The following is a 13,330-nucleotide window of genomic DNA, read 5'->3' as shown; positions in this document are numbered from 1 at the left end:
TTCATGCGAATCCTTCGTTTCGTCGTCAGGCGGCTGCTCCAGCTCATCCCGGTGTTGCTCGGGGTGGTCGTCCTGACCTTCCTCATCGTCCGGGTGCTACCCGGCGACCCGGTCCGGAGCATCCTCGGCCAGAACGCCAGCGAGGCCGACGCCGAGGCGGCCCGCGCCCGGTTCGGGTTGGACCAGCCGTTGTGGCGGCAGTTCCTCGACTACCTCGGCGGGCTGGTCACCGGTGACTTCGGCACGTCCATCCAGAGCGGCGGTTCGGTCGGCGCGGAGATGGCGCTGCGGATCGGACCCACCCTGGAACTGGTGGTCATCGCGGTCTCCATCGCGCTGGTGGTGGCCACCGTGCTGGGCGTCTGGTCGGCCCGGCGGGCCAACAGCGTCGGCGACCACGGCGTCCGGCTGTTCGCCCTGGTCGGCAACTCCATCCCGGAGTTCTGGCTGGGCCTGGTGCTCGTGCTGGTCGGCTACAGCATGCTGGGCTGGTTCCCCGCGCCCAGCGGACGGGTCGACCCGGAGACGAACCTGACCCCGTTGACCGGCGCCGGCCTCGTCGACGCCGCGCTGACCGGGAACGGACCGGCGCTGGCCAGCGCCGCCGCCTACCTGGCACTGCCGGTGCTCACCCTGGTCGTCGGCGTGATGGCACCGCTGCTGCGCAGCGTTCGGGCGTCGGCCCTGGAGGTGCTCAACTCCGAGGCGTACACCGCGGCGGCGGCGCACGGGCTGCCGCAACGGACCCTGCTCTACGGCTATTTGCTGCGCTCCACGCTGCTGCGGCTGCCGGCCCTGGCCGCGTTGGTCTTCGGCACCGCCATCGGCTCGACCGTCCTGGTCGAGTACGTCTTCTCCTGGCAGGGCTTCGGCCAGTGGGCGCTGCGCGGCCTGCTGTACCGGGACTACCCGGTGGTGCAGGCGTCCGTTGTGGTGATCGCGCTCTGCTACGTGCTGGTGTTCCTCATCGCCGACGTGGTCCACGCGATCCTCGACCCGAGAGTGAGGATCTGATGGCAGACCTGCGCGGTGTCGGCCCCGGGGACGCCGGCGCCGACGCGGTGATCGTCACCGGCAGTCGGGACGACCGCTTCTCCCGCATCCTGATCATCACCGGCGCGACCATCCTGGCCGTGGTCGCACTGGCCGCCCTGGCCGCGCCGCTGCTCTCCTCGTGGGGCGCGACCGAGGTCGACCCGAACGCCACCCTGGCCGCCCCGGGCGGCGCGCACCTGCTCGGCACCGACACCAACGGCATGGACATCTGGAGTCGGGTGCTGCACGCGGCCCGGCTGGACCTGGGCATCGCGGTCGCCGCGGTGGCCTTGGCCGTGGTGGTCGGCACGCTGCTCGGCCTGGTGGCCGGCTACCGGGGCGGCTGGATCGACGACGTCCTCATGCGGGTCGTCGACATCTTCCAGGCGTTCCCCACCTTCATCCTGGCCCTGGCGGTGGCGGCTCTGCTCGGCAACGGCACGGTCAACCTCATCATCACCATCGCGGCGGTGAACGCCCCCGCGTACGCCCGACTGGTCCGCGCCGAGGTACGCACCCAGCGGGAGCTGCCGTTCGTCGACGCCGCGGTGACCTCCGGCGCCTCGACGACCGGCATCCTCTGGCGGCACCTGCTGCCCAACAGCCTCACCCCGGTCCGGACGATCGCGCCGCTGAACTGCGGCTGGGCGATGCTCACCCTGGCCGGCCTCTCCTTCCTCGGGCTGGGCGTCAGCATCCCGGAGGCCGAGTGGGGCGCCATGATCAGCCTCGGCGCACCGGACGTGGTCGGCGGCCGGTGGTGGACCAGCGTGCCGCCCGGCCTGGCCCTGTTCGTCTCCGTGCTGGGGTTCAGCCTGCTCGGCGAGGGCCTGCAGGAACGCGCGAACGCGAAGCGGCGGTAACCATGCTCTCCATCGAGAACCTCTCCGTGGTCATCCACCGTGCCGGCCGGCAGGTGGCCGCTCTCAGCGACGTCAGCCTCACCGTCTGGCCCGGCGAGGTGGTCGGCCTGGTCGGCGAGAGCGGCGGCGGCAAGAGCATGGTGGCCCGCGCGGTGGTCGGCCTGCTGCCGTCCGGCGCGCACGCCAGCGGGCGGGTCCGCTTCGACGACGCGGACGTGCTGCGGATGGACGAGACGGCCCTCGCCGCCCACCGGGGACGCGGCGCGGCGATCTGCTTCCAGAACCCGCGTGGGGCGCTGAGCCCCACCCGTACCGTGGGACGCCAGCTCACCGACCGGCTCGTCACCCACCAGGACATGTCGGCCGAACGGGCCCGCGAGGCCGCGCGGGAGCTGTTCGAGGCGGTCGGCATCCGCAACCCGCAACGCCGCCTGGAGGCGTACCCGCACGAGCTGTCCGGCGGCATGGCCCAGCGGGTGATGATCTCGCTGGCCACCGGCTGCGCCCCCGGTCTGCTGATCGCCGACGAGCCGACCACCGGCCTGGACGTGACGCTCACCCGGGAGATCCTGCGCCAGTTCCGGCACGCCGCCGAGGTGGACGGTCGCAGTGTCCTGCTGATCTCGCACGACCTCGCGTCGATCGCCGAGGTCTGCGACCGGGTGGTGGTGCTCTACGCCGGCACCGTGGTCGAGAGCGGGCCGGCCGACCAGGTCTTCCGGGAACCGGCGCACCCCTACACGCGGGCGCTGCTGCGGTCGGTGCCCGACGTCGGCGGTCGACCGGTGGTGGCCACTCCCGGCGCCATGCCGCTGCTGCGCGAGGCGCCGCACCAGTGCCCGTTCGCGGCCCGCTGCCCGCACGCCGACGACACCTGCACCAGCAGCCGGCCGCCCACCACCCCGATGGACGCGCCCGCCGACGAGATGGACGCGCCCGACGACGACTGGACGCTGGCCTGCTACCACCCGCAGACCGGCCCGATCGCCACCGACGAGGCGGCACCCACGCCCACCGTCGCACCCGCCGCGACGGAGTCCGGGTCCGCCGTGCTGGAGATCGAGGACGCGCACGTGGTCTACCGCAGCCGATTCGGTTCCGGCGGACACCACGCGCTGCGCGGCGTGAGCCTGCGCCTGGGACCCGGCGAGACGCTCGGGGTGGTCGGCGAGAGCGGCTGCGGCAAGAGCACCCTCGCCAAACTCATCATGGGACTGGTCGCACCCAGCTCCGGCACCGTCGCCGTCGCGGGGCAGCACCTGGTGCGGCAGCCGGGCCGGCCCGCACCCCGGGGCCGGGAACTACGCCGCCTGCGGACCCGCGCCCAACTCGTCTTCCAGGACCCGATCGGGTCGCTGAGCCCGAGGCGTACCGTCGGCGACTCCATCGCCGAGCCGCTGCGCGCCGCCGGACTGCCCGCCGCCCAGCGGGAGGCCCGGGTGGCGGCGGTGCTGGACCGGATGGAACTCGACCGGTCCATCCTGCGGCGCTACCCGCACGAGCTCTCCGGCGGCCAGGCCCAGCGCATCGGCATCGCCCGCGCATTGGTCGGCGAGCCCGACCTGATCGTCTTCGACGAGCCCACCTCGGCCCTCGACGTCACCGTGCAGGCCCAGATCCTCGACGTGATCGCCGACGTCACCGCCGACACCGACCGGGCCTCGGTCTTCATCTCGCACGACCTGGCCACCGTCCGTGGCTTCGCCGACCGGGTGGCGGTGCTCTACCTCGGTCGCGTGGTGGAGGAGGGGCCCGTCGACGTCGTGTTCGACACCCCCCGCCACCCCTACACCCGGGCACTGCTGGCAAGTGCGCCCCGCCTCGGCGCGCCGCCCGCGTCCGTCGCGGGGGTGGAGCTGGTCAAGGACCTGGAGGAGACCGACGCGGCCACCGGCTGCGCGCTCGCCGCCCGGTGCCCCTTCGTCACCGACACCTGTCGCTCCGAGCCGCAGGAACTTCAGTCGTACGGCGCGAGCCGGGCCGCCTGCTGGCGCGTCCCGGAACTTCCCGCCCTGATCGGAAAGCAGGCCGACACGCCATGACCCGTCGCCCCATCCGGCTGGCCGTCGACATCGGCGGCACGTTCGTCGACGCGATGGAACTGGACACCCGCACCAACCGGGTGCGTTTCCGCAAGGCGTCCACCACCCCGGCCCGTCCCGCCGACGGGGTGCTCGCCGCCATCGAGGCGCTCGGCACCGACCTGTCCGAGGTGGAGCTGTTCACGCACGGCACCACGCTGGGACTGAACGCGGTGCTGGAGCGTCGCGGCGGCCGGACCGGGATCATCACCAACGAGGGCTTCCGCGACATCTTCCTGATCGGCCGGGGCAACGTGCCCTCCGACCACATGTACGACTTCCAGTACCAGCGCCCGCCGAGCCTGGTGCAGCGCCGCTTCACCGCCGGGGTACGCGGTCGACTCGACCACCGGGGCCGGGTGGTGGAGGAACTGGACCCGGACAGCGTCCGCGCCGCCGCCCGCACGCTGGTGGTGGACCACCAGGTGACCTCGATCGCGATCTGCTTCCTGCACTCGTTCCTGGACCCCACCCACGAACGCGAGGCGGCCCGGCTGATCCGCGAGGAGTTCCCCGACGTCAGCCTCTCGCTCTCCACCGACATCGTGCGCGAGTACCGCGAGTACGAGCGGACCAGCACCACCGTGTTGGAGGCGTACATCCGGCCGATCTTCGAGCGGTACGTCGACGAGTTGGAGTCCGGCCTCGCCGAGCGCGGCTTCGCCGGACAGTTCCTCATCATGCGCTCCGGCGGTGGCTCGATGACCAGCGCGGTGGCGAAGACGTCCCCGACGCACACCGTGCTGTCCGGCCCGGCCGGCGGCATCGTCGGCGCCGCGTACCTCGCCTCGGAGCTGGGCCGGGAGCGGCTGCTGACGTTCGACATCGGCGGCACCTCGCTGGACGCCTGCGTGATCGAGAACGGCACCGCCGTCGCCGCGTACGAGGCGCAGTTGGAGCACTTCCCGCTGCTGATCCCGACGTACGACATCCGGACCATCGGTGCCGGTGGCGGCTCGATCGCCTGGCTGGACCGGGGGCTGCTCAAGGTGGGCCCGCAGAGCGCCGGAGCCGACCCGGGGCCGGTCTGCTACGGCCGGGGCGGCACCCGCCCGACCGTCACCGACGCGGCGGTGGTGCTCGGCTACATGGACCCGGACCGGTTCCTCGCCGGCACCATGGGCCTGCACGACACGGCGGCGCGGGCGGCGATCGACGAGCAACTGGCGCAGCCGCTCGGGCTGGACGCCACGGCCGCCGCCGCGGGCGTCTTCGACGTGCTGCTGGCCCGCACGGTCGGCGCGGTCCGCCAGATCACCGTGGAACGGGGACACGACCCCCGGCACTTCTCGCTGCTGGCCTTCGGCGGTGCCGGGCCGCTGCTGGCCCCGCTGCTGGCGCGCGAGATGGGCATCGGCGAGGTCGTCGTGCCGTTCGCGCCGTCCGGCTTCTCCGCCTGGGGCATGTTGTCGGCGGACATCGTGAACGACTTCAGCCGTACCGTGATGGCCGGCCTCGACGAGGTGGGGCTGGACGAGCTGGAGGAGCTGTTCAAGGCCGTCGAGGCGGAGGCGGTCGCCTCGCTGGTGGACCAGGGCGTGCCGGCCGACCAGGCCGTGCTGGAGCGCCAGTTCGAGGTGCGCTACCTGGGTCAGGAGCACAGCCTGATGGTGACCGTCGGGTCGACGCTTGACCGTGACGCGGTGCGCGGTGCCTTCGACGAGGTGCACCGGGCCCGCTACGGCCACACCATGGACAATCCGCTGCAACTGCTCAACCTGCGGGTCCGGGGCATCGGCCGGACCACCCGCCCGGAGCTGGGCACCCACCCGCGCGGCGACGGCGACCCGTCCCGGGCGCTGCTCACCCACCGCGACGCGTACGACTTCGGCTCGCGCGCCGTGGTCCCGTTCGCCGTCTACGACCGGGCCGCGCTGGAACCGGGCGACACGTTCAGCGGTCCGGCCCTGGTCGACGAGGGCACCTCCACCACGGTCGTGCCGAGTGGCCAGCGCGTCACCGTCGACGAGCACCGTTACCTGCTGGTCACCCTGGAGGAGTCGGCATGACCACACTGGACGGCGCCCAGGTCGAGGTCGTCCGCAGCTATCTGCTGTCGGCGGCCGAGGAGATGCGGGCCACCCTGATCCGGACCTCGTTCAACCCGGTCATCTACGAGGTGCACGACTTCGGCCTGTCGATCTACGACGCCGACCTGCGCCTGGTCGCCGAGGCCACCGGGCTGACCTTCTTCCTCGGCGCGAACGACTTCTCGCTGGCCAAGGGCGTGGAGTACGTGGGTCGGGAGAACCTGCACCGGGGCGACGTGGTGCTGTTGAACTACCCGTACTGGAACGCCGCGCACGCGTACGACGCGACGCTGTTCGCGCCGGTGTTCCGGCCCGACCCGGCGGACGCCGACGCCGACGGTGACCTGGTGGGCTTCCTCTGTGTCCGGGCGCACTGGATGGACCTGGGGGCGAAGGATCCGGGGTACGTGTTGGACTCGACGGACATGCACCAGGAGGGGTTGATCTTTCCGGGGACGAAGGTGGTGTCCCGGGGTGTGCCGGTGCGGGAGATCCACGAGTTGATCCGGTTCAACTCGCGGATGCCGGACGCGGTGCTGGGTGATCTGCACGCGCAGATCGCCGCGCTGCGCACCGGTGAGCGCCGACTGCTGGAGATCATCGAGAAGTTCGGCCGGGACACCGTCTCCGCCGCCGTCGACCACATCATCGCCGACGGTGAGGCCCGCACCCGGGCCGCGCTGGCCACCCTCCCGCAGGGCACCTGGACGGCCGAGGACTGGGTCGACGACGACGGCATCACCGACGACCCGGTCAAGATGCGGGTCACGGTCACCGTCAGCGATGAGCGTTTCGTGGTGGACTTCGCCGGCTCGGCACCGGCCACCCGGGGGCCGATCAACATGCCGTTCGGCGCCACCGAGGCGATCTGCAAGGTCGTCCTCAAGTCGCTGACCTCGCCGGACGAACCGTCGAACGCCGGGACCGTCGCCCCGCTGGAGGTACGCGCCGAGCCGGGCACGCTGTTCCACGCCGTCTATCCGCAGCCGACCTTCACGCTCTGGACCGGCATCGTCGCCGTCGAGTTGATCCTCAAGGCGTTGGCGCAGGGGATGCCGGAGCGGTTGCCGGCGTCCAGTGGTGGTGACGTGCCGGGGTTCATGATGGTCGGCGCGAACCCGGAGACGGGTCAGATCTTCGCGGTGAGCAACAACGACCTGGTCGGCTGGGGCGGCACCCCCGAGCACGACGGCATGGAGGCCGCCACCCACGTCTCCGGTAGCACCGGGCGGGGCACCCCGATCGAGGTGATGGAGGCCCGCACCGGGATGTTCTTCGAGCGGGTGGAGATTCGGACGGATTCGGGTGGTGCGGGGCGGTTCCGGGGTGGGTGTGGGTTGCGGCGGGATATTCGTTTCGTGTCGTCGGGGGAGTTTCTTTCGGTGATCAAGAAGACGCGGAGTGCGCCGTGGGCGTTGGCGGGTGGGTTGTCGCCGGAGCCGAATCAGGTGGTGGTGTTTCCGGGTACGGATCGTGAGGCGCGGGTGAGTACGCGTCGGACTGCGGTGGTGGCGGGTGATCGGGTGTCGTTGTTGACCGCTGGTGGTGGTGGTCATGGTGATCCGGGTTTGCGGGATCCGGAGGCGGTACGCCGTGACGTGGCGGAGGGATACGTCTCCGCCGAGGTCGCCCGCGAGGTCTACGGGGTGGACGTCGATGGGTGAGCCCCCGGTCGACGGCGCGACGGTCGAGGTGATCGGCAGCTACCTCACCTCCGCCGCCGAGGAGATGCGGGTGACGCTGGTGCGTACCGCCTTCAACCCGGTCATCTACGAGGTGCACGACTTCGGCATCTCCGTCTACGACCGCCACCTGCGGCTGGTCGCGGAGTCGACCGGGCTGTCCCGGTTCCTCGGCGCGAACGACTACTCGCTGGCCAGGGGCGTGGAGTACGTGGGTCGGGAGAACCTGCACCCCGGCGACGTGGTGCTGCTCAACTACCCGTACTGGAACGCCGCGCACAGCTACGACGCCACCCTGTTCGCCCCGGTCTTCCTGCCCGACCCGGCGGACGCCGACGGGGAGGAGCTGATCGGTTTCCTCTGCATCCGCGCGCACTGGATGGACCTCGGGGCGAAGGATCCCGGGTACGTGCTGGACTCGACGGACATGCACCAGGAGGGGTTGATCTTCCCGGGGACGAAGGTGGTGTCCCGGGGAGAGCCGGTGCGCGAGATCCACGAGTTGATCCGGTTCAACTCGCGGATGCCGGACGCGGTGCTGGGTGACCTGCACGCGCAGATCGCCGCGCTGCGTACCGGCGAGCGCCGACTCACCGAGGTGTACCGCCGGCACGGCACGGCCACCGTGGACGCCGTGGTCGAGCGGCTCATCGCCACGGCCGCCGAATCCGCCGCCGAGGCGGTCGCCGCCCTGCCGCAGGGCACCTGGACGGCCGAGGACTGGCTCGACGACGACGGCGTCACCGACCAGCCGATCCTGATGCGGGCCACGGTGACCGTCGCCGACGGCACGTTCACGGTGGACTTCGCCGGTTCCTCACCGGCGGTCCCGGGCCCGGTCAACCTGCCGCTGGGCGCCACCATCGCCACCTGCCGGGTCGCCTTCAAGGCGATCACCACCCCCACCGAGCAGAGCAACGCCGGGCACTTCGCCCCGCTGCGGGTACGCGCCGAGCCCGGCACGCTGTTCCACGCGGTCTACCCGGCGGCGACCTTCACCCAGTGGACCGGGACGGTCGCCCTGGAGTTGATCTACAAGGCGTTGGCGCAGGGGATGCCGGAGCGGCTACCCGCGTCCAGTGGTGGTGACGTGCCCGGGTTCATGATGGTCGGCGCGAACCCGGAGACGGGTCAGATCTTCGCGGTCAGCAACAACGACCCGGTGGGCTGGGGCGGCACCGTCGACCACGACGGCATCGGCCCGGCGAACCACCTGTGCCAGACCCAGGCCCGCAACACCCCCGTCGAAGTCCTGGAAGCCAAGACCGGGATGTTTTTCGAGCGGGTGGAGATTCGGACGGATTCGGGTGGTGCGGGGCGGTTCCGGGGTGGGTGTGGGTTGCGGCGGGATATTCGTTTCGTGTCGTCGGGGGAGTTTCTTTCGGTGATCAAGAAGACGCGGAGTGCGCCGTGGGCGTTGGCGGGTGGGTTGTCGCCGGAGCCGAATCAGGTGGTGGTGTTTCCGGGTACGGATCGTGAGGCGCGGGTGAGTACGCGTCGGACTGCGGTGGTGGCGGGTGATCGGGTGTCGTTGTTGACCGCTGGTGGTGGTGGTCATGGTGATCCGGGTTTGCGGGATCCGGAGGCGGTACGCCGTGACGTGGCGGAGGGATACGTCTCCGCCGAGGCCGCCCGTGAGACCTATGGAGTGATCGCATGAGCACCGTCGAGCCGAACCTGTTGCTGGCCCACTGCACCGTGCTGGACGCGCGCGTGGTGGACGGCGTGAACCCGATCCCGGACGCCGCCGTCTGGGTACGCGGCGACCGGATCGCCGCCGTCGGCCCGTACGCCGAGGTGGCGAAGGAGGCGCGGGACGCCGGTGCGGTCCGCGAGGTGGACCTGGACGGGGCGTACCTGACGCCCGGTCTGGCCAACATGCACACCCACTTCTCGCTGTCGCTGCCCGGCGCCGGCGGCGACGACGTGAAGACGATGGGGCCGCACGACCTGGCCTACTACATGGCCGACGGGGCCCGGCGCACGCTGCACTGCGGCGTGACCACGGTGCGCTGCGTCGCCGAGAAGGACCACGCCGACTTCGCGTTGCGCCGCGCCATCGCCGCCGGTCGGGCCCAGGGCCCCCGCATCCACACCGCCGGGCGGGCGCTGGTCTGCACCGGCGGGCACGGCCACGAGAGCAGCGACACCCTGGAGTGCGACGGACCGGTCGGGTTCCGCCACGGCGTGCGCAGCCAGATCAAGGCCGGCGCGGACCTGATCAAGGTGATGATCTCCGGCGGCATCGCCGGGGAACACGAGCGCATCAACACCCCGCAGTTGTTCACCGACGAGCTGGCCGCGGTGCTGGAGACGGCACACGCCTGGGGCCGCAAGGTGACCGCGCACGCCGGACCGGCCGAGGTGATCGGCGCGGCGGTGGAGCTGGGACTGGACTGTGTGGAGCACGGCTACCAGCTCACCCCGCAGGTCGTGGCGCGGATGGCGGAGCAGGGCACCGCGTTGGTGCCGACGCTGCTGGTGACCCGGTGCAAGGAGTTCTTCGACGAGCTCGGCGTACCGGAGTGGATGCAGTGCCGCTCGCTCGGAGCTGGCCCCCGGCACCTGGAGAGCTTCGCGATGGCCGTCGACGCCGGGGTGGAGGTGCTGCTCGGCAGCGACATGCCGCCGTTCTGGCACTTCGAGGGCACCAATGCCACGGTCCGGGAGCTGGAGTACATGGCCGAGCGGATCGGCCCGGCGCGGGCGTTGCACGCCGGCACCCGGGGCCCGGTGCGCTGGCTGGGGGTCGAGGAGGACCGGGGCACGGTCGAGGTCGGCAAGCTGGCCGACCTGATCGCGATGGACGAGGACCCGCTCGCCGCCACCTCGGCGTTCCGGGGTGTGCGCTGGGTGATGAAGGGCGGGCGGATCGCCCGGGACGACCGGACGGAGACGGCATGACGATCGTGGCAACCGACGCGGCACACATCGCCGCGCTCATCGACGACCTGTACGCGGCCTTCCTCGCCGGGGACCGCGACCGCTTCGACGGGCACCTGCACGCCGACGTGACCACCTGGGAGACCCACCTGCCCGGGCCGTTGCGGACCCGGGCGGAGCTGGACGCCTACCGCGACCAGCGCGACGCCGCCGGTGAGCGCCCGCAGTTGGCCGTGCTCGCGGCGCAGGACAAGCGCATCGACGTGTGGGGCGACGTGGGCCTGGCCCGCTATCTGCTGATCGCGCGGGCCGGTGCCGAGGACCCGCCGTCGTCCGCCCGCGTCACCGACGTGCTGCGCCGCGTCGACGGCCGGTGGCAGATCGTGCACCACCACGCCGAGTCGCTCCGCGAGCCGGTGGCGGCGCGATGATCCGGCGGCTGGTCGCCCACGACACGGGTGAGCCCGGTCGGGTGCTGTCGGTGGCCGAGCGGCCCGACGACCCCGCGCCCGGTCCCGGCGAGGTCCAGCTCGCGGTCCGCACCGTGGGGCTGAACTACCTCGACGTCTCGCTCTGCCGGGGCGAGTACCCGGTGCGGCCGGAGCCGCCGATGACCCCGGGTGTCGAGGCGGCCGGTCGCGTGGTGGCGGCCGGTGCCGGTGCCGAGCACCTGCTGGGCCAGGAGGTCATCGCCTGCCCGGCGCTGCCGCGCGGTGCCCTCGGTGACACCGTGACGGTGGATGCGACCGTGGTGGTGCCCCGTCCGTCCACGGTGGACCCGACGGTCGCGGCGGCCCTGCCGGTCACCTACCAGACCGCCTGGTTCGCGCTGGAACGCGCCGGGGTCACCGCCGGGCGGACGGTGCTGGTGCACGCCGGTGCCGGTGGGGTCGGCATCGCCGTCACCCAACTCGCCGTCGCGCGGGGCGCGCGGGTCGTGGCGACCGCCGGTGGCCCGGCGAAGACCGAGGTGTGCCGGGCCCAGGGGGCCTCCGTGGCGATCGACTACACCGGCGAGGACTTCGTGGCGGCGGTCCGGGAGGCCACCGACGGGCAGGGCGTGGACGTGGTCGTCGACCCGGTCGGCGGTGACCTGCTCGCCCGGTCGCTGGACTGCCTGGCCTTCGAGGGCCGGCTGGTCAGCGTGGGTGCGGCCGGTGGCCCACCACCGCCGGTCGACCCGGCCCGGCTCATCGCGGCGAACGCCGACCTGATCGGACTCTCCTGGGGCTCGCAGTACCCGTGGCGTCGCCCGGAGGCGGTCGCCGCCGCCTACCGGGCGCTGTTTGACCTCTGTGACTCCGGCGCGGTCCGGCCCCCGGTCAGCCGGGTGGTGTCGCTGGCACAGACCCCGGCGGCCCTGGACGACCTGGCCGCCCGACGGACCACCGGCAAGATCATCGTACGACTCGACGAGGAGGAGCGAGGATGACCGACAGCCCGGACGGCGACATGGAGATCTACGACCTGAAGGTGACCGTGGACCGCATCGAGGGACGCTCGGTCTGCGGCATGGACGTCGGCGACTCCTTTGACCTGGTCAACAGCGCCCACCTGCGGCTGCCCGAGGGCAAGCACTTCTGCGTCTACGCCCTCGCCGCCGTGCTGCCCTTCCTCGCCGCGAAACAGCGGGACCTGGCCGCCGGGGACTGGCTCGACCAGGACTCGCACTTCGCCTGCCCGGACCCGGAGGAGCGGCTGATCATGAAGGTGGAACGCACCTGCCGACGCCGGATGAACTCGGCGGACCTCACCTGATGACGGTCGAGATCGGACTCGGTCTGCAGAGCGACAAGCCGGCCGGCGCGTACGCCCGGCTGGCCCGTGCTGCCGAGTCGCACGGATTCGACGTGCTGACCGTCTTCGGTGACCTGATGTACCAGCCGCCGATCTTCCCGCTGCTGGAGATGGCCCAGGCCACCAGCCGGGTACGCCTCGGCCCGGCCTGCCTGAACCCGTACAGCCTGGCGCCGTACGAGATCGCCGGCCAGCTCGCCGCGCTCGACCTGGCCTCGGCCGGACGGGCCTACCTGGGGTTGGCGCGCGGCACCTGGCTCGGCGCGGTCGGTCTGCCCCAGCCGAAGCCGCTGGCCACCATCGAGGAGGCGGCGGCGGTCGTCTACCGCCTGCTGCGCGGTGACCGGGACGGTTACCAAGGGCAGGTCTTCACGCTGGCCCCGGAGACCGCGCTGCGCTACGCCGTGCAGCGCCCCGATCCGCCGCTGCTGATCGGCGCGTGGGGACCGAAGGGCGCGGCCCTGGCCGGTCGGATCGCCGACGAGATCAAGGTGGGCGGCAGCGCGAACCCCGACATGGTGCCGGTGGTCCGGGACCGCCTCCGGGTCGGTGCCCGCGCCGCCGGACGTGACGTGGACGAGGTCGGCATCGTCCTCGGTGCGGTGACGGTGGTGGACACCGACGGCGAGGCGGCGCGGGCCAAGGCCCGTACCGAGGTCGCCATGTACCTCGCGGTGGTCGCCGACCTGGACCCGACGGTCACCCTGCCGAACGGCCTGGTGGCGCGCGTCGGGGAACTGGTCGACGCGGGCGAGCACGACGCCGCCGGGCGGCTGATCCCGGACGAGGTGCTCGACCGCTTCGCCTTCTCCGGCACCCCGGAGCAGGTCGCCGCCCAGGCGCAGCAGCTCATCGACGCCGGGGTCCGGCGGGTGGAGTTCGGCACCCCGCACGGGCTGACCGACGACCGGGGCGTCGACCTGCTCGGCACCGCCGTCCTACCCCTGCTGCGTCGCTGA

The 13,330-nt window shown here is 72.1% G+C and carries 11 protein-coding genes; all 11 read left to right on the top strand.

The window, feature by feature from the left end; genetic code table 11:
- Nucleotides 1–3: 3 nt before the first annotated feature.
- The 11 genes from ABT008_RS16355 to ABT008_RS16305 are packed head-to-tail and all read left to right on the top strand — an operon-like array spanning nucleotide 4 to nucleotide 13,330.
- The gene (locus ABT008_RS16355) at nucleotides 4–1,014 is read left to right on the top strand and encodes an ABC transporter permease (protein WP_350697044.1); all 1,011 of its coding nucleotides are present in this window, start codon (nucleotides 4–6) and stop codon (nucleotides 1,012–1,014) included.
- Nucleotides 1,014–1,898: an ABC transporter permease gene (locus ABT008_RS16350; RefSeq protein ID WP_131054862.1), complete on the top strand. Its 885-nt coding sequence runs from the start codon at nucleotides 1,014–1,016 to the stop codon at nucleotides 1,896–1,898. Before ABT008_RS16355 ends, ABT008_RS16350 begins: the two co-directional genes overlap by 1 nt.
- Nucleotides 1,899–1,900: 2 nt before the next feature.
- A complete protein-coding gene (locus ABT008_RS16345; protein ID WP_350697043.1) occupies nucleotides 1,901–3,940 on the top strand; it encodes a dipeptide ABC transporter ATP-binding protein in 2,040 nt (679 codons plus the stop codon).
- Nucleotides 3,937–5,988 carry a hydantoinase/oxoprolinase family protein gene (locus ABT008_RS16340; protein WP_350697042.1) on the top strand — a complete coding sequence of 684 codons (2,052 nt, stop codon included), beginning with the start codon at nucleotides 3,937–3,939 and terminating at the stop codon, nucleotides 5,986–5,988. Before ABT008_RS16345 ends, ABT008_RS16340 begins: the two co-directional genes overlap by 4 nt.
- On the top strand, nucleotides 5,985–7,673 hold the full coding sequence (locus ABT008_RS16335; protein ID WP_350697041.1) for a hydantoinase B/oxoprolinase family protein: 1,689 nt from the start codon (nucleotides 5,985–5,987) through the stop codon (nucleotides 7,671–7,673). The genes ABT008_RS16340 and ABT008_RS16335 overlap by 4 nt, the downstream gene beginning before the upstream one ends.
- Nucleotides 7,666–9,351: a hydantoinase B/oxoprolinase family protein gene (locus tag ABT008_RS16330; protein ID WP_350697040.1), complete on the top strand. Its 1,686-nt coding sequence runs from the start codon at nucleotides 7,666–7,668 to the stop codon at nucleotides 9,349–9,351. Before ABT008_RS16335 ends, ABT008_RS16330 begins: the two co-directional genes overlap by 8 nt.
- A complete protein-coding gene (locus tag ABT008_RS16325) occupies nucleotides 9,348–10,595 on the top strand; it encodes an amidohydrolase family protein (RefSeq protein ID WP_350697039.1) in 1,248 nt (415 codons plus the stop codon). The genes ABT008_RS16330 and ABT008_RS16325 overlap by 4 nt, the downstream gene beginning before the upstream one ends.
- Nucleotides 10,592–11,005, top strand: coding sequence for a nuclear transport factor 2 family protein (locus ABT008_RS16320; protein WP_350697038.1), 414 nt, complete (start codon nucleotides 10,592–10,594; stop codon nucleotides 11,003–11,005). The genes ABT008_RS16325 and ABT008_RS16320 overlap by 4 nt, the downstream gene beginning before the upstream one ends.
- A complete protein-coding gene (locus tag ABT008_RS16315; RefSeq protein WP_350697037.1) occupies nucleotides 11,002–12,006 on the top strand; it encodes a zinc-binding dehydrogenase in 1,005 nt (334 codons plus the stop codon). The genes ABT008_RS16320 and ABT008_RS16315 overlap by 4 nt, the downstream gene beginning before the upstream one ends.
- A complete protein-coding gene (locus ABT008_RS16310) occupies nucleotides 12,003–12,332 on the top strand; it encodes a TIGR04076 family protein (protein ID WP_350697036.1) in 330 nt (109 codons plus the stop codon). The genes ABT008_RS16315 and ABT008_RS16310 overlap by 4 nt, the downstream gene beginning before the upstream one ends.
- On the top strand, nucleotides 12,332–13,330 hold the full coding sequence (locus tag ABT008_RS16305) for an LLM class flavin-dependent oxidoreductase (protein WP_350697035.1): 999 nt from the start codon (nucleotides 12,332–12,334) through the stop codon (nucleotides 13,328–13,330). The genes ABT008_RS16310 and ABT008_RS16305 overlap by 1 nt, the downstream gene beginning before the upstream one ends.

The organism is Micromonospora sp. NPDC002389 (assembly GCF_040296095.1).
In the GTDB taxonomy this organism is placed as follows: Bacteria; Actinomycetota; Actinomycetes; order Mycobacteriales; family Micromonosporaceae; genus Micromonospora.
This window is presented reverse-complemented; position numbering and strand designations above follow the sequence as displayed.